Source organism: Planococcus maritimus, from assembly GCF_001687625.2.
Classification (GTDB): domain Bacteria; phylum Bacillota; class Bacilli; order Bacillales_A; family Planococcaceae; genus Planococcus; species Planococcus maritimus.
Map to the genome: position 1 here is coordinate 1277939 of NZ_CP016538.2, position 20914 is coordinate 1298852.

At 47.2% G+C, this 20914-nt stretch carries 21 protein-coding genes, 1 pseudogene and 1 riboswitch; of the genes and pseudogenes, 16 read left to right on the top strand and 6 right to left on the bottom strand.

Annotated features, from left to right (window positions below; genetic code table 11):
- Positions 1-95 precede the first annotated feature (95 nt).
- The 7 genes from rarD (at position 96) to BBI11_RS06475 (ending at position 5138) form a co-directional block, all read left to right on the top strand.
- Positions 96-1028 carry an EamA family transporter RarD gene (gene rarD, locus BBI11_RS06445; protein WP_068465640.1) on the top strand — a complete coding sequence of 311 codons (933 nt, stop codon included), beginning with the start codon at positions 96-98 and terminating at the stop codon, positions 1026-1028.
- A 61-nt stretch (positions 1029-1089) separates the two neighbouring features.
- Positions 1090-2100: a signal peptide peptidase SppA gene (gene sppA / locus BBI11_RS06450; RefSeq protein ID WP_068465642.1), complete on the top strand. Its 1011-nt coding sequence runs from the start codon at positions 1090-1092 to the stop codon at positions 2098-2100.
- Positions 2101-2114: 14 nt separating this feature from the next.
- On the top strand, positions 2115-2684 hold the full coding sequence (locus BBI11_RS06455) for an RDD family protein (RefSeq protein WP_068461626.1): 570 nt from the start codon (positions 2115-2117) through the stop codon (positions 2682-2684).
- Between the two features lie 36 nt (positions 2685-2720).
- Positions 2721-3227, top strand: coding sequence for a thiol peroxidase (tpx, locus tag BBI11_RS06460; RefSeq protein ID WP_068461629.1), 507 nt, complete (start codon positions 2721-2723; stop codon positions 3225-3227).
- 53 nt (positions 3228-3280) lie between these two features.
- Complete coding sequence (locus BBI11_RS06465; RefSeq protein WP_068461631.1) at positions 3281-4201, top strand: class I SAM-dependent methyltransferase; 921 nt, start codon at positions 3281-3283, stop codon at positions 4199-4201.
- A 127-nt stretch (positions 4202-4328) separates the two neighbouring features.
- Positions 4329-4748, top strand: coding sequence for a universal stress protein (locus BBI11_RS06470; protein ID WP_068461633.1), 420 nt, complete (start codon positions 4329-4331; stop codon positions 4746-4748).
- Positions 4749-4808: 60 nt separating this feature from the next.
- On the top strand, positions 4809-5138 hold the full coding sequence (locus tag BBI11_RS06475) for a zinc ribbon domain-containing protein YjdM (protein ID WP_068461635.1): 330 nt from the start codon (positions 4809-4811) through the stop codon (positions 5136-5138).
- Between the two features lie 67 nt (positions 5139-5205).
- Here BBI11_RS06475 and queE read toward each other — a convergent pair whose 3' ends face one another.
- From queE to queC, 3 genes are read right to left on the bottom strand one after another with little or no spacing between them, the layout of a single operon-like run.
- Positions 5206-5916, bottom strand: coding sequence for a 7-carboxy-7-deazaguanine synthase QueE (queE, locus tag BBI11_RS06480; RefSeq protein WP_208597204.1), 711 nt, complete (start codon positions 5914-5916; stop codon positions 5206-5208).
- The gene (gene queD, locus BBI11_RS06485) at positions 5910-6332 is read right to left on the bottom strand and encodes a 6-carboxytetrahydropterin synthase QueD (protein ID WP_068461638.1); all 423 of its coding nucleotides are present in this window, start codon (positions 6330-6332) and stop codon (positions 5910-5912) included. The genes queE and queD overlap by 7 nt, the downstream gene beginning before the upstream one ends.
- On the bottom strand, positions 6329-6991 hold the full coding sequence (gene queC, locus BBI11_RS06490) for a 7-cyano-7-deazaguanine synthase QueC (protein WP_068461639.1): 663 nt from the start codon (positions 6989-6991) through the stop codon (positions 6329-6331). Before queC ends, queD begins: the two co-directional genes overlap by 4 nt.
- 8 nt (positions 6992-6999) lie before the next feature.
- Positions 7000-7043, bottom strand: a riboswitch (PreQ1 riboswitch).
- 106 nt (positions 7044-7149) lie between these two features.
- Here queC and BBI11_RS06495 point away from each other — a divergent pair.
- The gene (locus BBI11_RS06495) at positions 7150-8088 is read left to right on the top strand and encodes an NADP-dependent oxidoreductase (protein WP_068461641.1); all 939 of its coding nucleotides are present in this window, start codon (positions 7150-7152) and stop codon (positions 8086-8088) included.
- 42 nt (positions 8089-8130) lie between these two features.
- Here the strand turns inward: BBI11_RS06495 and BBI11_RS06500 are convergent, their stop codons facing one another.
- Positions 8131-8631 carry a universal stress protein gene (locus tag BBI11_RS06500; RefSeq protein WP_068461643.1) on the bottom strand — a complete coding sequence of 167 codons (501 nt, stop codon included), beginning with the start codon at positions 8629-8631 and terminating at the stop codon, positions 8131-8133.
- 299 nt (positions 8632-8930) lie between these two features.
- Between BBI11_RS06500 and ald the strand changes: the two genes are divergently transcribed.
- A complete protein-coding gene (gene ald / locus BBI11_RS06505; protein WP_068461645.1) occupies positions 8931-10046 on the top strand; it encodes an alanine dehydrogenase in 1116 nt (371 codons plus the stop codon).
- Positions 10047-10108: 62 nt separating this feature from the next.
- Here ald and BBI11_RS06510 read toward each other — a convergent pair whose 3' ends face one another.
- Entirely contained in the window at positions 10109-11206 is a 1098-nt protein-coding gene (locus BBI11_RS06510; RefSeq protein ID WP_068461648.1) for a M24 family metallopeptidase, read from the bottom strand.
- 90 nt (positions 11207-11296) lie between these two features.
- Between BBI11_RS06510 and BBI11_RS06515 the strand changes: the two genes are divergently transcribed.
- Both BBI11_RS06515 and BBI11_RS06520 read left to right on the top strand, forming a co-directional pair.
- Positions 11297-11977 (top strand): metal-dependent hydrolase, encoded by a 681-nt coding sequence (locus BBI11_RS06515; RefSeq protein ID WP_068461649.1) that lies wholly within the window; start codon positions 11297-11299, stop codon positions 11975-11977.
- 167 nt (positions 11978-12144) lie between these two features.
- The gene (locus tag BBI11_RS06520; RefSeq protein WP_068461651.1) at positions 12145-13452 is read left to right on the top strand and encodes a DRTGG domain-containing protein; all 1308 of its coding nucleotides are present in this window, start codon (positions 12145-12147) and stop codon (positions 13450-13452) included.
- A 70-nt stretch (positions 13453-13522) separates the two neighbouring features.
- Here BBI11_RS06520 and BBI11_RS06525 read toward each other — a convergent pair whose 3' ends face one another.
- Entirely contained in the window at positions 13523-13822 is a 300-nt protein-coding gene (locus BBI11_RS06525) for a YtpI family protein (RefSeq protein ID WP_068461654.1), read from the bottom strand.
- Between the two features lie 93 nt (positions 13823-13915).
- On the opposite strand from BBI11_RS06525, the pseudogene BBI11_RS06530 reads away from it, so the two are divergent.
- The 5 genes and pseudogenes from BBI11_RS06530 to BBI11_RS06550 all read left to right on the top strand — a co-directional run bounded on the left by BBI11_RS06530 (position 13916) and on the right by BBI11_RS06550 (position 20818).
- Positions 13916-14856: pseudogene (locus BBI11_RS06530) on the top strand (DHH family phosphoesterase).
- Positions 14857-14873: 17 nt separating this feature from the next.
- A complete protein-coding gene (gene dnaE / locus BBI11_RS06535) occupies positions 14874-17927 on the top strand; it encodes a DNA polymerase III subunit alpha (RefSeq protein ID WP_068461656.1) in 3054 nt (1017 codons plus the stop codon).
- 428 nt (positions 17928-18355) lie between these two features.
- Positions 18356-18988 carry a FadR/GntR family transcriptional regulator gene (locus BBI11_RS06540; protein WP_167358150.1) on the top strand — a complete coding sequence of 211 codons (633 nt, stop codon included), beginning with the start codon at positions 18356-18358 and terminating at the stop codon, positions 18986-18988.
- On the top strand, positions 18988-19860 hold the full coding sequence (gene accD / locus BBI11_RS06545; protein WP_068461660.1) for an acetyl-CoA carboxylase, carboxyltransferase subunit beta: 873 nt from the start codon (positions 18988-18990) through the stop codon (positions 19858-19860). Before BBI11_RS06540 ends, accD begins: the two co-directional genes overlap by 1 nt.
- On the top strand, positions 19853-20818 hold the full coding sequence (locus BBI11_RS06550) for an acetyl-CoA carboxylase carboxyltransferase subunit alpha (protein WP_068461662.1): 966 nt from the start codon (positions 19853-19855) through the stop codon (positions 20816-20818). Before accD ends, BBI11_RS06550 begins: the two co-directional genes overlap by 8 nt.
- Positions 20819-20914 lie beyond the last annotated feature (96 nt).

The window sequence follows — 20914 nt, forward strand, 5'->3', positions numbered from 1 at the left end:
GGCTTTTGCTGTATTTACTTTCCAATATGGCAGGCATATAATGGGTCTATTATTTCGTGAATAAAAATACTTGAAGAATGGTGCGCGATGCGAAGATGACTGAAGAGAAAAAAGGAACCTTGCTGACGATACTAACTTATACGATTTGGGGATTTCTCCCGATATTTTGGAAACAAGTCGACCATGTGCCCGCCGATGAGTTGTTGGCCGGGCGTATTTTTTGGGCGTTTTGGCTGACACTCGGCTTTATCGTCCTGACAGGGGGCGGCAGGCAGTTTATGGATGACGTCAAGTCATTGTGGAAATCGAAGAAAACTTTTTTTCTGCTGATGCTGGCTTCGTTTCTCATTTCGGCAAACTGGTTTTTCTATATTTACGCGGTGACCAACGACCGAATTGTTGAAACCAGCCTCGGTTATTACATTAATCCATTGATTTCCGTTTTGCTCGGTTCGTTCTTTTTAAAAGAGAAGCTATCGCCTGCTGTTAAAATCGCATTTGTCCTTGCGGCGATCGGCGTATCGGTCATTACGATTTCGTATGGCACGTTGCCTTGGCTAGCACTGGGCATGGCGTTCAGTTTTGCCTTTTACGGATTGATCAAAAAGACCATCCGTTTAAATGCACTGAGGGGACTCGCAATCGAAACGATGTTCGTCTTGCCGTTTGCGACCGCTTATTACGTCTATTTGTTTTCGATCGACCGCGCAGCATTTCTTCATAGCGGTGTCTCGACCGATTTACTCGTTATTCTTAGTGGATTGTTGACGGCTGTGCCGCTGCTATTATTCGCCATGGGCGCGCCGTTGATTCCGTTATACATGATTGGCTTTTTGCAATACATCGCTCCAAGCTTGATGCTATTGATCGGCGTCTTTCTCTATGGGGAAGCGTTTGGCCTAGTGTCGATTATTTCCTTCTCCTTTATCTGGAGTGCTTTGATCTTGTTCACGGGCTCGAAAATCATGGAGGCGAGGCGAACGAAAAGAAATCGCCGCTTAGTTGGCGCTGAATTTAGCGGAAAGTGAAACATTTTGAGGTCTATACCGTATAGTTAACTGGAATACTTAAGGAGGGAATAGAAACATGATGAATAAAAAACGATGGATTGCCTTGCTTGCCGCTGCCATTTTGCTTGCGATATCACTCGTCATTAACTCGGCATTCACAATACTGCAGTCAGATTTTACTTCGGGATTTGACGATTGGACGGGGACCGAACAGACAGCCTTGAGCGAACACGTAGTAGAGTCAGGCAACGGATCTAATCGAATTGCCGTATTAAATGTGGACGGGGCGATTCAAGATACTGGAGAGGCGTCTCTATTTTCCGCTGCAGGTTACAACCATGATTTGTTCATGGAACAACTACAGGCTATTAAAGAAGACAGCAGCGTCAAAGGTGTTGTCTTGAAAGTCAATTCTCCGGGCGGAGGAGTCGTTGAATCGGCACAGATCCATGACAAGATTAAAGAGATTCAAGATGAGACCGGAAAACCGCTTTACGTATCGATGGGGGCAATCGCTGCTTCTGGAGGTTACTATATTGCGGCGCCTGCTGAAAAGATTTTCGTCAGCGAAGAAACTTTGACAGGCTCGATTGGCGTTATTATGCAAAGCGTCAATTACGGTGAATTGGCAGAGCGCTATGGCGTGGATTTCGTCACCATCAAATCGGGTCCATATAAAGACATCATGAGCCCGACACGCGAAATGACGGATGACGAGCGTGCGCTCTTGCAAGAGATGCTCGATAGTTCCTATGAAGAGTTCGTCGATGTAATCGAAGAAGGACGCGACATGACCGAAGCGGAAGTTAAAGAATACGCAGACGGCCGCATTATGAATGGCCGCCAAGCAGTCGAAGCGAACCTTGCGGATGATTTCGGCTTTGAAGAAGATGTCATCCAGGCGATGCAGGATGACTTTGATTTAGCGGGCGGCGAAGTGTTCGAATACGGTGCTAGCGAGGACTGGTCATCACTGTTTGCAATGAAAGCCGGTTCATTCTTTGGCATGGACATGGAAACCAAGTTCATCTCGGATATGCTGTCCCAAAACAGCGGACCGCGCATGATGTATCTATACGGTGAAAATTAAGGAGGTGGAGAAGCATGACTGATCACGTCACGAACGAATCGGCAGAACGGGCGGCTGCAACTCCGCCGGCCCGGCCGGAAAATGATCAAATTCTATTTTATGAACGTAAGCCGGCAGGGTTTTGGATGCGCTTTTGGGCGTATTTAATCGATCTTCTAGCCATCTCGGCGGTGTCTTCTATTCTGATACGGCCACTGTTTGCGCTATTCGGATGGGAAACGGCTGAAACTGTGTGGTATGCGCCATATGCGATTTTGACCGCGTTTGTTTTTTATGGTTATTTTGTGTTGATGACTAAGTTTTTTGCACAGACACTCGGGAAGATGGTATTTGGCCTGCGCGTCGTTTCGTTGAAAACGGAGCGTTTATCTTGGTCGACCTTATTGTTTCGCGAATGGATCGGCCGCTTTATTTCGGTAACGATTTTGCCTTTGTATTGGATCGTCGGATTCACTGCTTTAAAGCAAGGTGTCCATGATTTCATTGCAGATACGACGGTTGTCCACGAGGACGCTTACCGCAAACAGCAAATGGCGAGAAAGCGGCTGGAAGGGTCTCGGTTGCAAGAAAGCGAAAGCATTTAGTATGATAAAGGTAATCTGAAAGGGAGGCGTTGCAATTTGGTACAAATCACATTCAAGCAAAACCCTGTAACATTGCCAGGCAATGAAGTGAAAGTAGGCGATCAGGCACCGGACTTCACGGCGTTATCGAACAGCCTGGAACCGAAGTCTTTGGAGGATTTCAAAGGCAAAGTGCTATTGGTTAGTGTCGTGCCATCACTTGATACAGGAGTATGTTCCGATCAGACAAAACGCTTCAGCGATGAAGCGGCATCACTAGGTCAAGACGTCGAAGTGTTGACGGTTTCTTGTGACTTGCCATTCGCACAGAAGCGCTGGACCGAAATTAACGGTGTAGACTCCATCACAACATTGTCCGATCATCGCGACTTGTCGTTTGGTGAAGCGTACGGCTTGACGATGCAAGAACTGCGCTTGTTGGCACGTTCCATTTTTGTAGTCGACAAAGACGGCAAAGTGGCATACGTGGAATATGTGTCAGAAGGTACCGATCACCCTGATTACGACAAAGCACTTGAAGCAGTTAAGAAACTGACAAACTAATACCAAGAAACCCACTCTTGCCGAGTGGGTTTCCTTATTGAGGACGGAGATTTATGAATTCATCTATGGAAAGTATTTTTACGGCGATTGACAATGAAACGGTGTCGATCCAAAAACAGGAAGAAACTTCCTATTTAGAAAGTTTGCTCACGACGACTGAGCGCTGGCTGGATGGGCAATTGAGCATCGCAGAAGATGCATCAAAAGAAGATATGCGAAAAGCGCTGCAATTGTCGATATTAAAAGGCATGAAAGAGCATGTTCAGCCCCATCACCAAATGACGCCGGATGCACTCGGTTTATTAATCGGCTACCTGGTGGAGCTATTTGTCAAAGAACAGCAAGCGACTGTTCTGGACCCCGCAGCCGGAACGGGTAATTTATTGTTTACTGTGATGAATTATTTGGACGGCCGCATGAGCGGGACTGCTGTCGAACTCGATGATTTGTTAATCCGACTGGCTTCGAATATCGGCAATTTGATCGAGCAGCCAGTGACGTTTTATTTGCAAGATGCCCTGCAACCGCTATTGATCGACCCGGTCGATTGCGTCGTTTCTGACTTGCCGGTCGGTTATTATCCGGACGAAGCAACTGCCTCAAATTATGAGTTGAAAGCGGAAGAAGGCATGTCCTATGCCCATCATTTGTTCATCGAGCAATCGTTGAAGCATACAAAAGCAGGCGGCTATTTGTTCTTTGTCATCCCAAGAAATATTTTCGAATCACCAATGGCGGGACAATTGCACAGCTTCCTGAAACATCAAGCGCATATCCAGGCGGTCATGGAACTGCCGGAGAACATCTTTAAAAACGCTCAGCATGCTAAGGCAGTGTTGGTTTTGCAGAAAAAACAAGATGGCTTGAAAGCACCGAAAGAAGTGCTCCTTGCCCGCGTCCCAAATATGTCGAAGCCCGAAACGATGGCGAAATTCTTTACACAAGTCAATGGATGGTTCAAAGAAAATAAATAAAGGCATAAACCGGTTCTATTCGTAGAGGGCCGGTTTTTTCGTTCCTGGAAAAAGGCAGGAACTTTTCAGGGGACGGCGAATAGCGTTAAGTAGACAAAAGAATGATCATCTTGAAAGGAGTGGAAGTATGTATCAGAACATTCTACTGGCTGTCGACGGTTCCGAAAATTCGGCTCGTGCAGCTAAAGAGGCCGTGAAGATTGCTAGTTTGGTTGATGGAGCGGAAGTGACGGTTGTCTATGTGTCCGATTACAAAGAAGATGCAAATGAAGTGATTCATGACGCTGCGGCGATGGAATTCGATTTGGCCAGAAAGAAAAAGATCCAGCCAGTCGCCGAGCTGCTGGATAGGGAACAAATATTCCACCAAGTCGAAGTGTTGCATGGCATTCCAGGCCCCGCAATCGTCAAGATGACCAAGGAAAAGCAATACGATTTAGTGGTCATTGGGAGTCGTGGATTGTCGCCGATCCGTGAAGTAATGCTTGGCAGCGTTAGCCACAAAGTCGTCAATCATGCAGAATGCCCCGTTCTTGTAGTCAGGTGATCCAGCTTGCGGTGATTTGGTATACTAAGCATAGCGTGAATTAGGGGAGATGAGAAAAACATGGTGGAGTTGCCGAATTGCCCACAATGCGGTTGTGAGTACACGTATGAAGATGCCGGAATGGTGGTGTGCCCAGAGTGTGCACATGAATGGAATCCGACTGAACAACTGCAAGAGGAAGCGGTGCGCGATGCGGTTGGAAACATTTTAGCGGATGGGGACGCTGTCACGGTGATCAAAAATTTGAAAGTAAAAGGCAGTTCGAATACCTTGAAAATCGGAACGAAAGTCAAAAGCATCCGACTTGTAGACGGTGACCATAATATTGATTGCAAAATCGATGGCTTCGGTGCAATGCAGTTGAAATCGGAATTTGTGAAAAAAGCCTGAGGTCGATGCAAGCAAAAACCCGGTCAGTTCGCCAGAAATAGCGAACCGACCGGGTTTTATACTTGAGTTAAACTCCGCGTTTATTTCCCCATAACAGGGTGTGCAGCTGAGGCAGTACTTTGGCGTCGTTTAGTGGAGCGGATGTTAAATGTCTGTCGATCAGCCATTGATAACGTCCAAGCAGATGCTGGACCAGCTGTTCATCGTCTGTCGTTTGTGTGTCGTCATTGCCGACTTGTAAAAAGAATGGAAATGCTGGATAGCGCAAGTGAAGCTGTTCTGCAAAAAAGAAATCAGCTTCATCAAATACGACCACTTTCAAACTCGCTTGAGCCGCAGATAGCCTGCCAAGCATCGCATCGAGTTTGGAGTAATCCAAAATCATGCCTGAACTTGGAGGTTTCGGCGACACAGTGACATCATCGATTTCAGTGAGCCAGTCCTGCCAAATGCTGCCTTGAGTTTCGACCGCAGTTCGCCAGCCGTTTTCACGGCACAACGCGACCAGTTCTGCTATTCCTTTATGGAGAGCTGGATTGCCACCTGAAATGGTGACGTGGGAAAAGGCATCTTTCCCGAGCTGTTTTAACTGAGTGACAATGTCATCAGGTGCCATCGCCGTACTTTTGCCAGTACCATCCCATGTAAACTTAGAATCGCACCAGGAACAGGAATAATCGCATCCAGCTGTCCGGACGAACATCGTTTTCTGTCCCATGACCATGCCTTCGCCTTGAATGGTCGGTCCGAAGACTTCCATAACAGGGATTTTCATGATGACACCTTCTTCGGTCGGTAGATCACATAGCTTGTCGGCGTTTCGCGGACGATGACTTGCAAGCATTCCGGTTGGTTATCCGTTTGGTTAAGCTTTTCTTGAATCAGCGTATGGATTTGTTTGGCGAGCAATTCGGTCGTAGGAAAGGTGTGGCTGAATTCCGGATGGTCATTCAATACGCTATGGTCATAGCGTTTATGCACCAGGTCTTTCAAGTGTTTAAAGTCGATCAGAAAGCCAGTGTCATTCAATTGGTCACCGGCAATCGTTAGATTCAGATGATAGGTATGGCCGTGCATTTTAGCGCATTTCCCGGCTTCGTCGGCAGGGATATAGTGAGCCGCGGAAAAATGCATATCTTTGTTTAATTCAAAGCAATACGGATGCGAAACCGTTGGATAAAATTGCTGCATCATGACTTTGCACCTGCCTTTTGAGAAAGGTAAGTCTGCAAGCCTTCGTTTCGCAGCCTACAGGATGGGCATGTGCCGCAGCCTTCTGCTGGAATGCCATGATAGCAAGTCAAGGTTTCTTTTTGTACAAAATCGAATGCGCCGAGTTGGTCGGACAACTCCCAGACGCCTGCCTTATCTAGCCACATAAGCGGCGTGTGGATAACAAATTGCTTATCCATCGACAAATTGAGTGTGACATTCAGCGACCGGATGAAAGTATCTCGGCAATCCGGATAGCCGCTGAAATCCGTCTCGCTGACGCCCGTTATCAAATGTCGCGCACCAAATGCGTCGGCGTAAATTGCGGCAAAAGAAAGGAATAATAAATTGCGTCCCGGCACAAATGTAGATGGCAGGCCATCACTTTGTTCTTCGACTTCGATCGAGTCGCGCGTCAAAGCATTGGCGGATAATTGATTGATGAGTCCCATATCGAGTACTTGCAATGTGACGCCAAGTGTTTCTGCGATGTGTTTGGCATGTTCAATTTCCTGCACATGACGCTGGCCGTAATCAAAAGTAACGGCGAGCACTTCGCTGAATTGTTCTAACGCCCAAAATAGGCAAGTGGTGCTATCTTGTCCACCGCTGAACACTACGACGGCTTTTTCATTTTTCATGTAACTACAGCTCCTTAGTTTTTTTGAGAGGGAGTTTGCGAACCTCTTTTATGAAACAGTTACCATAATAGCATAATTAGGCGAGTTCCTGTGTTTTTTCATGTGTAGCGAAAATGTTGTCAGGGTATACAGTGGATAAAAGGGAGGAGTGGCTGCAGATGAAAGCAATAGTCATTGATCAGTACGGAGGAAAAGAGCAACTAAAAGAACGGGAAGTGGAAACGCCAGCCATTTCAGCGCATCAAGTGTTGGTAGAAGTCCACGCGACTTCAATCAATCCGATTGATTGGAAGTTGAGGGAAGGCTATTTAAAAGAAATGCTGCCATGGGAGTTCCCGATTATTCTTGGCTGGGATGTCGCTGGAGTCGTAAAAGAAGTGGGCGATGAGGTCAGACATTATCATCCAGGCGACCGGGTTTTCGCGCGTCCAGCTACAACGCGTCAAGGAACCTATGCTGAATTCGTCCCAGTTGATGAGAATTTGCTGGCGCGCATGCCTGAAAGCATGAGTTTTGAAGAAGGCGCAGCCATTCCATTAACCGGGCTGACAGCGTGGCAATGTTTAGTAGAGACCGGCCAGATTAAGAAAGGCGATAAAGTGCTCATCCATGCAGGCGCTGGCGGCGTCGGCAGCATGGCAATTCAAATTGCCAACAGCATCGGCTGCTACGTAGCAACGACTGCAAGTGATAAAAACGATGAACTCGTCACTTCACTTGGCGCAAACCGCGTCATTGATTATCGGGAAGAGGATTTCTCGGAAGTGCTGGAGAATTTTGATTTTGTTTTGGACACAATGGGCGGCGAAACGCTCGACAAAAGCTATAGCGTCTTAAAACGGGGCGGCAAGCTGGTCAGCATAGCCGGTCAGCCAGATGAAGAAAAAGCGGGACAGTTCGGAATCGAAGCTAGTAGTTATTGGCTTGAGCCAAATGGCCAGCAACTGAAAAAATTGGGCGATCTCTTCGTTAGCGGGGAAGTAAAGCCAGAAGTTGGGCACATTTATCCGCTGACAGAACAAGGTGTACGAGATGCGCATGAGTTAAGCGAATCTCATCACGCCAGAGGCAAAATCGTTCTCAAAGTAAAAGGATGACAGATAAAAGCACGCAGCCATCAGGCTGCGTGCTTTTATCTATTATTCCGATTTGCCGGAACGTTCTTCTGAATAATAATCGTCGGGTGCATCGCTTTGTGCTTCGTCTGTCCGAACAACGAGCACGTCGCATTTAGAGGAGCGAACGATATGTTCTGAAACACTGCCGATGAGGAAACGTTCAACAGCATTCAAGCCGGTAGCTCCGCAAATGATCAAATCGGCTTCGACTCTCTTAGCCAGTTCGCGGGGAATCATCGTTTTAGGCGAACCGTAATCGACCACGATATTGACGTTTTCAACACCGCCAGCTTCGGCTTCTTTTTTGTAATCGCCCAACAAATCTTCAGCGAATTTTTGGGCACGGTCCGCAATTGAACGGTCGTATGCCTCAATGGCAGCAAATGAACGCGTATCGATTACATTTACCAGGTTTAAGGTTGCGTGGTTTCTGGTGGCGATGCCGATGGACTTTTTAAACGCCCATTCCGCTTCTTTCGATCCGTCGACAGCTACCAGAATTTGACTATACTTTAATGTCATCTCTACATTCCTCCTTTGTCTATAATATACCTTTCGAGACATAGGCAATTTGTTCCTCCTTTAAGAAGGATAATTATCGAAATTATTTGCCAACTATTTTTCTTTAAATATACTGGTATATCATTCGTCTCATTTGTAAGCGCTTATATCTTGTCTGTTTGCCATTCAAAAATTATCATTTAAAAAGATAATTTAATGGAGCAATATGAAATGGAATCTGTTAGAATGGATGTGGTTTCAAATGCTTTTAGTTTCATCTATTTTATTATTCCAGACACAATATATTGGAGGGTTTTGTAATGCGCATTGGGGTACCTACTGAAGTGAAGAACAATGAAAACCGTGTGGCAATGACACCAGCAGGAGTAGTGAACTTGGCACTTTTCGGCCATGAAGTTTTCATCCAATCTGGCGCAGGGCTCGGATCAGGTTTTACGGACACTGATTACGAAGCGGCAGGCGCTGTCATTGTTGCCGATGCTGATCAAGCTTGGGCGCAGGACATGGTCATGAAAGTGAAAGAGCCGGTAGCGAGCGAGTACAAGCATTTCCGTGAAGGCCAAGTCCTCTTCACTTATTTGCACTTGGCTCCGGAAGTAGAATTGACGAATGCATTGATCGAATCGAAAGTGACCGGTGTCGCATATGAGACGGTTCAGCTTCCAAACAATTCCTTGCCGCTTCTGACGCCAATGAGTGAAGTAGCAGGCCGCATGTCAACGCAGATCGGTGCGCAGTTCCTTGAGAAAATCCATGGTGGCGGCGGCATCTTGCTCGGTGGCATCCCAGGCGTTTCCCGAGGGAAAGTAACGGTGGTCGGCGGAGGTGTCGCCGGTACGAACGCTGCTAAAGTGGCTATCGGAATGGGCGCTGACGTAACCATCCTCGATTTGAATCCAGAGCGCTTACGCCAATTGGATGACTTGTTCGGCAAAGATGTGCAAACATTGATCTCGAACCCGTTGAATATCGCCCAATCCGTCGAAAAATCGGATCTGGTCATCGGTGCTGTATTGATTCCAGGAGCGAAAGCACCGAAATTGATCACGGAAGACATGATCAAATCGATGAAGCCGGGTTCTGTCGTGGTCGATATTGCCATCGATCAAGGCGGTATTTTCGAAACAAGCGACCGCATCACGACACACGATGCACCGACATACGTAAAGCATGATGTTGTTCACTATGCGGTAGCGAACATGCCAGGCGCTGTTCCGCGCACATCGACGATCGGCTTGACGAATGTAACGGTCCCATACGCAGTGCAAATCGCCAATAAAGGACTCAAGCAAGCAGTTCTTGATAACGAAGCATTGAAAAAAGGCGTTAATACAATGGACGGCTATGTTACGTACAAAGCGGTAGCTGACGATCAAGGCCTCGAATACAAAGCGATTGACGAATTGCTGCTATAAGCAAAAAAAGAGCGGTCCCGCGAAAATCCATCTGATGGATTTTCGGGGCTGCTCTTTTTTCCTTACCGGTTGATGATCGTCAGTTCTTTCGGGAATTTGGTCAGTACTTCGTAGCCGTTTTCAGTGACGACCAAATCGTCTTCGATGCGCACGCCGACTTGGTCAGTGACATAAATGCCGGGTTCGATCGTAAACACCATGCCCGCTTCGAGCGGCATGTCGTTACTGCCGTGGATTGATGGGAATTCATGGACAGAAATCCCAAGTCCGTGGCCGAGGCGATGTGTGAAATAGTCGCCGTACCCTGCATCTTCAATGGTTTTGCGGGCGATCCCGTCGAGCTCAGCCGCTGTGACGCCAGGACGCACGGCGTCAAGTGCTGCTTGTTCTGAACGTTTGACGATATCGTATACTTTTTTCGCTTGCTCACTCGGTTCACCAAAAGCGAGCGTACGGGTGATGTCCGAGCAATAGCCCTCATAGATAACGCCGAGGTCCATCAATACGAGGTCGCCGAGTTCAATTTTGCGTTGCCCAGTTTTACCGTGTGGAGATGCGGCTTTAGGGCCCGTCAGCACGGTCGTGTCAAATGACATATGAGTGATGCCGCGCTTTTTCAAGGCCGTCTCGATTTCCGTCATCAACTCGATTTCTTTCATGCCTTCTTGCATGACGTCCGCTGCTACTTCAATGGCATAATCCGCAAGCGATGCAGCGTGACGCAAAATGTCGAGTTCGGCGGCGTCTTTGATAACGCGCATGGCGTTCATCTGTCCGTCGATGGAATGAATCTCGGGCGACTGAAAGAAGTGGTTGACGGCGTCGTAGCGCTCAACGATCATGTGCGCTTTCTCGATGGCGATGCGTTTCATCGGCTGGTTTCGGGTGGCGGCTGTGTCATACAAAACTTGCATGGCATCTTGTGTATCGGCGTGTCCCGAGATCTCACCGGTCCAACCAGCCGCTTTCGCATCACTGGCTTCCATTGCCGGGCAGATCAAAAACGGTTCTGCATCGGCAAATACCATAACGGCGAGCAACCGCTCTTTTGGATCGCTGTTAAAACCCGTCAAATAGAAAACGTTATGCGGATCGGTGATGAGCGCCGCATCAAGTTGTTGCTGTTTCAAAAACCTCTGTAAATTCGTTAATTTGGTCATCTGTATTCCTCCCCTTCATGTGTAGCATATCAAAATTCAGGGTATAAAACAGCAGAAAGCCAAGAGTCAAAACTCTATTGGAGGGATAACATGAAAATTTCATTTCACGGACATTCAGTGGTGAAAATCCACACCGGCGGCAAAACAATTCTCATCGATCCATTCATTAACGGAAACGAATTGACCGACCTGATTGCAAATGAAGAAAAGCCAGATGCGATCCTGTTGACGCATGCGCATAACGACCATGTGGGTGACACTGTGGCAATCGCAAAATCCTGCGGGGCTGTCGTTGTAGCACCCGTCGAGCTGGCGAATTATTTAAGTGGGCAAGGCTTGGATGCGGTCGGCATGAACCTCGGCGGTGCTAAAGAGTTCGAATTCGGGAAGGTGAAATATACAAAAGCGTTCCACAGCTCGTCTTATACGACAGATGAGGGGGAAGTCATTTACGGTGGTATGCCAGCCGGAATTCTTTTTGAAGCGGAAGGCAAGACCGTCTATCACGCAGGGGATACAGAAGTTTTCGGAGATATGGAAATCATCGGCAAGCGACATTCAATCGATTTGGCGTTTGTGCCAATCGGCGATTTCTTTACGATGGGGCCGGAAGATGCGGCTTATGCGGTAGAACTGCTACATCCGAAGACCGTAGTGCCAATTCACTACAACACCTTCCCACCGATCAAACAAGATCCGGAACAATTCAAGCAAGTAGTCAAGCAGGCGGAAGTTCAAATAATGGAACCTGGAGACAGCATCGAATTATAAGCAACAACACTGTATGCAAACGGGCAAAAGGGAGAAGTATTCCTTTTGTCCGTTTTTTTGTTGATGGGGAGGCGAAAGTCGTTCGAGCTGCTCTTGCCGAGTTGTCGACTTCCCTTTGGATTATGATAAACTAGGGAGTAGAGGATAGCAGAAAGAATGGTGAAACCATGGCAACGAAACACGAACAGATTTTGGACTATATCGAGACTTTGGCTGTAGGAGAGAAAATCTCCGTTCGCCGGATTGCCAAAGAGCTTCAAGTTTCAGAAGGCACCGCTTACCGGGCCATTAAAGAAGCGGAAAACAAGCGGTTGGTGTCAACGATTGAACGGGTTGGCACCATTCGCATCGAGCGCAAGAAAAAAGAGAACATCGAGCGGTTGACTTATGCGGAAATTGTCAAAGTCGTCGATGGCCAAGTGCTCGGGGGACGGGCAGGACTCCATAAATCGCTCAATAAATTCGTCATCGGTGCGATGCAGCTTGAAGACATGATGCGCTATACGGAAGCGGGCAATTTGCTGATTGTCGGCAATCGCTACAAAGCTCACGAGTATGCCTTGCAAGCAGGAGCTGCTGTACTTGTCACCGGAGGCTTTGACGCCTCGGACCAAGTGAAGAAGCTCGCCGACGAACTGGAACTGCCAGTAATCTCCACCAGTTACGATACATTTACTGTGGCGACAATGATTAACCGGGCAATTTACGATCAATTAATTAAAAAAGAGATTTTGCTCATTGAAGATATCTTAATCCCGCTTGAAAACACGCATTTTCTGCACGTCAAGGATCCAATCAGCCGCTATAATGAATTAAATAACGAAACGACGCATGGTGGATTTCCGGTCGTCGACAGCAACGGCCGGCTGGTCGGCATCGTCACTTCGCGTGACGTCATCGGTGCATCTGATACGGAAGCAATCGACAAAGTGATGACCAAAGATCCAATTACTGTTTCACTGCAGACGAGTGTCGCAGCAGCAGGCCACCGGATGATTTGGGAAGGCATCGACTTGCTGCCGATTACAGACGACCATCACAATTTGATGGGCATCATCAGTCGACAAGATGTGTTGAAAGCGATTCAAACAGCCCAGCGCCAGCCACAACAAGGCGAAACGATCGATGATATTATCAAAAGCCAATTAAACCTGGTACAAGAAGACAAACTCAGTTTGGAATTTCGTGTCACGCCTCAAATGACCAATGCGTACGGCTCTTTGTCTTATGGGGCTTATACGATGGTGCTGACAGAAGCAGCGGCGACAGCACTCAAGACGAAAAACCGTAAAGACAGCGTGCTAGAAAACATGACAGTTTATTTCCTAAAGCCTGTGCAATTGGACGCCGCATTGATCATCCGGCCGACAATTTTGGACATTAGCCGTAAGTCAGCAAAAGTTGATGTGGAAGTATTTTACGATCAGCAAGTAATCGGCAAATCGATGTTGACATTCCAATTGCTCGACCGTTAAAGATTGCTGTCTTCATACAGAAGAAGTGAAAAACGCCAAAAAAAAACCTCTCCACATGGGAGGGGCTGTTTTATGGATTCAAGCGGGTTTCTTCGTCTAGAAATGCTTGGTAATGGCGGTTTGCCTTGTAATTATGAACAATCAGCACCAAGCCCAGGACGATGAAAATCCCTGCGATGATATAAGTGACAGCAGTTTGGAAGATAAACAGCTGGTTGACGCCGAAAAAGGCAATAAAGCTGCCGAGCGCAATTTGGGCGCGGCTAGCATACCAGTTTTTACGCACCGGCAGACGTGTGCGGATTTGTTTCGTTTTATAATAAAGATAAAATGCAGCTGAAACGATAATCAAAAATATAAATATAAGCATGGGGAACCTCCTGTTATGCAAATCTATTTCCATTGTAATGGGGATGATCTGAAAATGCGAATGGATTTCCCTGCCTACTGGAGGATTAAAGCAATGTATAGTCAAATCATCGACACAATTAAACAATTCGATACCATCATCATTCACCGCCATGTACGACCTGACCCCGATGCATACGGTTCCCAAATCGGCTTAAAATACATAATCAGCCACAACTACCCAAACAAGCGCGTGCTTGCGGCGGGAGAACATGATTACACAATGGATTTCCTTGATTTTCCCGATACGGTTGAAGACGCAGATTTTGAAGGGGCTTTGGTCATCGTTACAGACACGGCCAATACAGACCGCATCGATGAGCAGCGCTATCTAAAAGGAGCGAAGTTGGTGAAAATCGACCATCACCCGAATGATGATAATTATGGGGATATTTGTTATGTCGATACTAAAGCCAGCTCTTCTTCTGAAATGATTTACGAATTGTTTGCATGTGGGCAAGCGGAAGAAAACTGGACCATGCCCGATAAAGGGGCAAGACTGCTCTATGCTGGGATTATTGGCGATACCGGGCGTTTCTTGTTTCCGAGTACCACCCAAAAAACATTCGACGTGGCTGGCGAGTTGATTAAATTTGATTTCGACCGCAATGAGCTCCATAACGGCATGTACGAAATGGATCGCAAATTGCTTCATTTGCAGGGGTATATGTATCAAAATTTCCAAATGAATGAGAATGGTGCAGCTTTTGTGAAAATCACACGAGATATTTTGGCGAAATTCGAAGTAACGGCAACCGATACCTCATTATTGGTCGGCTCCCTCGGCAATGTGAAAGGCATCAGAGCTTGGGTTATCCTAATAGAAGAAGATGCTGAAATTCGCGTTCGGCTGCGTTCTAAAGGACCCGTCATCAATACGCTTGCAAAAGAATTTGGGGGCGGGGCCATCCGATGGCCTCTGGCGCCGTCGCATATTCCTGGGAGGAAGCTGACCGTGTCATTGGGCGCCTGGAGGAAATTTGCGCGAAGGCATAAGGAAAGAAGGTGTTGAAATGGTCTATCCGCATATCGTGACGGCGGCTGATCCGCTCCAAAGCACGATTCGCCTTGAAGAATTATTCGGAGTTCTCATAGAACAAGGCGCTGGAGCGGCAGCTCTGGTCAATTCTAAATTATATGGCGTTCTTCCTTTTTGGGACGCATGCAAAAAGGCCGGCATCCACGGGGTGCTCGGCCTTTCCGTGCCTGTTGATTTTGATGGTGCCGCGCTGCCTGTTGTGCTTTATGCACAGAACAACACCGGTTACCATATGTTATTAAAACTAAGCAGTGCTTTAGCCACACGAGATGTGGAAGCAATCCCGCAAAAATGGCTAGTTGCATATCAGGAAGGTTTATTCTGTGTGATTCCCGATCATGCCATGTGGGTGTTGACAGATCGTAGTGAAGCGTTCGGCATTCTGTCGCGTTTATTTGGGGAGCGCTTGATTGCTAGTATCGAGCGGCCTGGTGGCATGATCAAAGAAACCGAAAGCGCATTTATCGACAGCTGTTCATCATTTGGGCTCCAATTCATGGCGAGCCATGAATGCCGTTATATAAAAGAGCAAGATGCTTTCGCTTATGAAGTAGCAAGTGCAATCGGCGACGGCTTTAAGCTTAGCGATCCCGAACGGGGGAAACCTGAGCATTCATCGGCTTTTGTGCCAACGAAAAGCCAATGGGCGGAATGGTTTTCAGACCATCCAGAATGGTTGGAGCAAAGCCGTACGTTGCTTATGAGCTGCCGTGTCACCATCTCCTTGAATCGACAATTGCTGCCAAAATATCCGGTAAAAGAAGGTAGCGATAAACACGATGTCATCCGTTCACTTTGTTTGAATGGCTTACAAGAACGTGTCGGGGAATTGCAACAAACTTATTCGGATAGACTCGATTACGAACTGGGCGTCATTTCGTCCATGGGCTATATCGATTACTTTCTCATCGTGTCCGACTTTATGGCCTTTGCCAGAAAAAAAGGCATCTTGACCGGGCCGGGCCGTGGATCTTCTGCCGGTTCACTCGTGGCCTTTGCACTGCGCATTACGGACGTAGACCCGCTTGCACACGGCTTGTTATTCGAACGGTTCCTGAATCCAGAGCGTGTCACTTTGCCGGATATCGATATTGATTTCGCAGATCACCGCCGCCATGAAGTCGTCGAATATGTTGCGAAAAAATATGGCGCCTTGCAAACGGCACAAATCATTACTTTCGGAACATTGTCAGCAAAAGCGGTTGCGAGAGATACAGCAAGGGTATTTGGGTTTGAGGCTGAAGAACTTGAGAAAATTTCAAAACTTATCCCGAGTCGACCAGGCATCACTTTGCGCGAAGCACTTCGCGAATCGAAAGCTCTAGAAGAATGGATTATCGGCAATGAAACCCGTGAACGTTGGTTCAAAACTGCGCTCCGGCTGGAAGGCCTTCCCCGCAATTCTTCTATTCATGCCGCAGGCGTCATTTTGAGCCCGGGCCCGTTAGTGGATTACGTACCAATTGAAAAAGGCAATGACGATATATTCATCACCCAATGGCCTATGCAGGAACTTGAAGCGATCGGCTTATTGAAAATGGATTTTCTTGGGCTGCGCAATTTAACCATTTTGGAAAACATGGCGCATATGCTAAAACGCGACCGAAACATGACAATAGATTACCGAAACTTGCCGTTCGACGATCAAGCAAGCTTTAGCCTACTGGCAAAAGGCGATACAGCGGGCATTTTTCAGTTAGAATCACCGGGCATGCGGCGAGCTTTGATGCTCATTAAACCGAATGCATTTGGTGATATTGTCGCGGTTAATGCCTTGTACCGCCCAGGCCCGATGGAATTTATCCCGCTTTATGCGCGGCGCAAGCACGCAGAAGAGGCGGTCACCTATATTCATCCCGTACTAGAGCCGATTTTATCGGAAACATATGGCGTCATCGTCTATCAGGAGCAAATCATGAAAATTGCTGCTGACATGGCGGGCTTTAGTCTAGGCGAAGCCGATCTATTGCGCCGAGCTGTCAGCAAAAAAAGTCGCCAAATACTTGATGAAGAGCGTGAGCATTTTGTTGGCGGTGCTACGGAGAAAGGCTATACCGCTAAAGAAGCAGGGGATGTTTATGACTTGATTGTGCGGTTTGCCGATTATGGCTTTCCGAAAAGCCATGCAGTCGCCTATAGCATGATTTCTTATCAACTGGCGTATATGAAAGCCCATTACCCTGTGCAGTTTTATGCTGCCCTATTATCGAACAGCCAAGGCAATAATGAGAAAACGGCTCAATTCATGCGGGAAATGAAAGATCGTGGAATTGCCCTTGCCGCGCCTTGTATACGAAACAGCCGCTATGGATTTTCATCGGAGGGCCAACAAGTTCGTGCAGGATTGAGCACTGTAAAAGGCGTTCCTGGCACAGCAGTGAAAGCCATTCTGGCAGCTAGAAAAAATGGCCCCTTTGAAAGCCTCTTTAATATTGCTGAACGCATATCAGCCGTGCATTTCACTCGCAAAGCGCTTGAGCCATTGATCAAAGCGGGCGCATTGGATGAGCTTGGCAAAGATCGTGCTGTGCTGCTCGCATCTCTAGACAGCGCAATCAAGCATGCAGAACTGGTTAAGCCCAATGAAGAACCTGGTTTGTTCGATGAAATGGGATCTAGCTTTATGAAACCGAAATACACAAAAGCTGAACCAATGCCCGACGGACTCAAGCTCGACTTTGAAAAAGAAGCACTTGGATTTTATTTGAGTACCCATCCTGTGGAACGTGAAAAAGAACAGCGAAATAAAACGTATACAGCGCTCAACGACATGCCGAAGAAAAAGGACCGCGAGCGTGTAGAAGTGCTGGGACTGGTAGAAGATGTGCGCCGCATCCGTACAAAAAAAGGCGATGCAATGGCTTTTGTAACCTTACAGGACGAAACCGGCGTCGCATCGGTTACGCTGTTCCCAAAAGAGTATGCACAGTACAACGAAATGCTGGATAAGGATGCCTTGCTAGAAATCCAAGGAACAGCTGAAACCCGCCAAGGCAAGACGACCATCATCTGCAAAAACATCGTATGAAGGTACGGAATAAATCACATTCGTATAAAATAATCGACATTGGACTGCATTTCTTAAAAAGAAAGGTAGTCTCAGAGTGTTGAAGAAGTCTATTATCCTCAATTAATGAAAAGAGCGGGAGACTATTCGACAATGAAAAATCAACGAACTCTCTAAGTATTTGAAGAAGTGTTAGCTCGACTCCAGTGGTAAAGCGAGACGACCGAGACCCCGCAAGACGCGAAGCGGCTGAGGAGGCTTGGGCGCGAGCCCACGGAGTCGTGCGATAAGCTTCGGAAAATACGACTTTTCACCTTTCTCGACAACCTGGACTGCATTTCTTAAAAAGAAATGCAGTTTTTTCTTTACGGCAGCGGAAATTTTTTGTAAGGTATAGAAGGATTAGTGGTCAGACCACTTTCAAAAAAATGGAAACAAAAGGAGTTTTCATGACTCAACCAAAGCGTTATTTAAATATTGTAAGTGAAATGCGGGATATGATTCGGGAACAGAATATTCGTCCGGGTGACCGGATTCCATCAGAACGGGAGCTGGCTGAAAAGTTGGCAGTCGGCCGTTCGACGATCCGCGAAGCGCTCCGAAGCTTGGAATTGCTCGGGCTTATCGAAACGCGTCGCGGGGAAGGGACATTTTTGACTGACCCTGGGAAACATCGCCTCGTTGAATTGCTGGCGACTTTCATCTTGCAAGATACAAAAACTCTAGAAGATATACGCGAAACGATGTGCATTCACGAAACTGCGGCAATCCAGGCTATTTGTTCAAGTGAAGCTTGGAAACTACCGGTCTGGGAGAGTTTGCGTGAGCGGCTCGACGGGCATGAATTTATCAGGGAAGATTTCGTCCGCGAGTTAATGGTATTGTCCGGCAACCGGTTATCGCTGAAAATTTGGTTCTTATTAAAGCAGTACGGGGGCAATCCTTACGACGGCGAAGCAAGCCTTGAAGAAAAAGCCTTATTGAAGAACATCCTGCTGGCCATTGAACAACAGGATGGCCCAACAGCCATCCGCGAATTCAAAACTTGGAGCAGCGTCTTAATTAAAGGAGAGAATGCATAATGGCAATGATAAGAGATATATTCAAGCGAAAACGAGATGAAAAAGAAGCGACAATTCCGTCCAAAGCGGCTAAAGACGTGCCTGAAGGCTTGATGACCAAATGTCCGAACTGCAAACACATCACTTTAACAAAAGAATTGGAGAATTTGGGAAAAGTATGCCCGAAATGCGATCATCATTTTAAAATGACAGCACGCGAACGGATTGTTCATCTATTGGACGAAGCGAGTTTTGAATCAGTAGACGATCATTTGAAATCTGAGAACCCGTTAAATTTCCCAGGATACAGTGAAAAAGTTCAAGCTGACTGCGAAAAAACTGGTTTAAACGAAGCGGTGCTAACAGGAACAGGGGCGATTAAAGGACAACAAGTAGTCGTGGCTGTTATGGATTCACATTTTCGCATGGGCTCGATGGGCTCGGTAGTAGGCGAAAAAATCACGCGTGCTGTGGAATTGGCCACCAAGTTAAAAGTGCCATTTTTAATCTTTACAGCGAGTGGCGGGGCACGCATGCAAGAAGGCGTATTGTCGCTTATGCAAATGGCAAAAACAAGTGTTGCACTTAAACGCCATTCGAACGAGGGCTTGTTGTTCGTGTCGATTTTGACGCATCCGACAACTGGCGGCGTGTCCGCGAGTTTTGCATCTGTCGGCGACATCAATTTGGCGGAACCAAAGGCATTGATCGGCTTTGCCGGACGCCGCGTCATCGAACAAACGGTCCGTGAAAAATTGCCGGAAGACTTCCAAACGGCAGAATTTTTACTGGCTCATGGACAGCTGGATGCGGTCGTACATCGGTCGAAAATGCGTGAGACATTATCGACGATTGTGCAACTGCACGTGAAAGGAGCTGAATCCAATGTCTAAAAAGAAAATGAAGACAATGGCGTTTGAAGAACCTTTAATTGAGTTGAGAAAAAAGATTTCTGAACTGAAGGAATATACAAAAACAGCAGATGTTGATCTCAGTTCAGAAATTACTTCTCTAGAAGAGCGGTTTGCAAAACTCGAGGAAGAAATATATGAAAACATGAAGCCTTGGGATCGTGTTCAAGTGGCGCGCCACCCGGAACGTCCGACGACTTTGGATTACTTGCCACTTGTTTTCAATGATTTCATCGAGCTGCACGGAGATCGAGTTTATGGAGACGATGAGGCAATCATCGGCGGTATCGGCAGCTTTGAAGGGCAAGCGGTAACCATCATCGGTCATCAGCGCGGCAAGGACACGAAAGAAAATGTCCGCCGCAATTTCGGGATGCCGCATCCAGAAGGCTACCGGAAAGCGCTGCGCTTGATGAAACAAGCAGAAAAATTTGGACGCCCAGTCATTTGCCTGATTGATACAAAAGGCGCATACCCAGGCAGGGCCGCTGAAGAGCGCGGACAAAGCGAAGCGATTGCCCGCAACTTAGTCGAAATGGCAGGTCTCGAAGTGCCAGTGCTGTCAATCGTTATCGGCGAAGGCGGCAGCGGCGGGGCATTAGCGCTTGGTGTCGGCAACCAGATTTTGATGCTTGAGAATTCGACGTTCTCGGTCATTTCACCGGAAGGGGCAGCGTCGATTTTGTGGAAAGATTCGGCACTTGCGAAAACGGCGGCGGAAGCGATGAAAATAACTGCACCTGATCTATTAAATATGGGCATTATCGAGCACATGATTCCGGAAGTGCGCGGTGGGGCGCATCACGATACGACTCGACAAGCACAGTTAATCAGTGGCGCTATCCGTCACTCCTTGAAGGAACTAGGAAGTTTAAGTCCTCAACAATTGATTGAACAACGCTACGAAAAATTCCGGGCGATCGGAGTTTTCACTGAATAATACTCAGGCCGCGTAATGCGGTCTTTTTATTTTTCATTATTTATCAAAAAACGCCCGCAGAGCAGAAGTTGTGGACTGACAGCACACGCCCTGCGT

What these genes read in the sequence shown, in the direction of transcription:
- BBI11_RS06495 (WP_068461641.1), top strand. Translation starts at nt 7,150, where the DNA reads ATGAAAGCAATAGTCATTGATCAGTACGGAGGAAAAGAGCAACTAAAA.
- BBI11_RS06455 (WP_068461626.1), top strand. Translation starts at nt 2,115, where the DNA reads ATGACTGATCACGTCACGAACGAATCGGCAGAACGGGCGGCTGCAACT.
- queC (WP_068461639.1), bottom strand. Translation starts at nt 6,991, where the DNA reads ATGAAAAATGAAAAAGCCGTCGTAGTGTTCAGCGGTGGACAAGATAGC.
- BBI11_RS06550 (WP_068461662.1), top strand. Translation starts at nt 19,853, where the DNA reads ATGTCTAAAAAGAAAATGAAGACAATGGCGTTTGAAGAACCTTTAATT.
- accD (WP_068461660.1), top strand. Translation starts at nt 18,988, where the DNA reads ATGGCAATGATAAGAGATATATTCAAGCGAAAACGAGATGAAAAAGAA.
- BBI11_RS06520 (WP_068461651.1), top strand. Translation starts at nt 12,145, where the DNA reads ATGGCAACGAAACACGAACAGATTTTGGACTATATCGAGACTTTGGCT.
- BBI11_RS06500 (WP_068461643.1), bottom strand. Translation starts at nt 8,631, where the DNA reads ATGACATTAAAGTATAGTCAAATTCTGGTAGCTGTCGACGGATCGAAA.
- BBI11_RS06470 (WP_068461633.1), top strand. Translation starts at nt 4,329, where the DNA reads ATGTATCAGAACATTCTACTGGCTGTCGACGGTTCCGAAAATTCGGCT.
- BBI11_RS06510 (WP_068461648.1), bottom strand. Translation starts at nt 11,206, where the DNA reads ATGACCAAATTAACGAATTTACAGAGGTTTTTGAAACAGCAACAACTT.
- BBI11_RS06465 (WP_068461631.1), top strand. Translation starts at nt 3,281, where the DNA reads ATGAATTCATCTATGGAAAGTATTTTTACGGCGATTGACAATGAAACG.
- ald (WP_068461645.1), top strand. Translation starts at nt 8,931, where the DNA reads ATGCGCATTGGGGTACCTACTGAAGTGAAGAACAATGAAAACCGTGTG.
- rarD (WP_068465640.1), top strand. Translation starts at nt 96, where the DNA reads ATGACTGAAGAGAAAAAAGGAACCTTGCTGACGATACTAACTTATACG.
- BBI11_RS06525 (WP_068461654.1), bottom strand. Translation starts at nt 13,822, where the DNA reads ATGCTTATATTTATATTTTTGATTATCGTTTCAGCTGCATTTTATCTT.
- BBI11_RS06475 (WP_068461635.1), top strand. Translation starts at nt 4,809, where the DNA reads ATGGTGGAGTTGCCGAATTGCCCACAATGCGGTTGTGAGTACACGTAT.
- sppA (WP_068465642.1), top strand. Translation starts at nt 1,090, where the DNA reads ATGAATAAAAAACGATGGATTGCCTTGCTTGCCGCTGCCATTTTGCTT.
- BBI11_RS06540 (WP_167358150.1), top strand. Translation starts at nt 18,356, where the DNA reads ATGACTCAACCAAAGCGTTATTTAAATATTGTAAGTGAAATGCGGGAT.
- queD (WP_068461638.1), bottom strand. Translation starts at nt 6,332, where the DNA reads ATGATGCAGCAATTTTATCCAACGGTTTCGCATCCGTATTGCTTTGAA.
- BBI11_RS06515 (WP_068461649.1), top strand. Translation starts at nt 11,297, where the DNA reads ATGAAAATTTCATTTCACGGACATTCAGTGGTGAAAATCCACACCGGC.
- dnaE (WP_068461656.1), top strand. Translation starts at nt 14,874, where the DNA reads ATGGTCTATCCGCATATCGTGACGGCGGCTGATCCGCTCCAAAGCACG.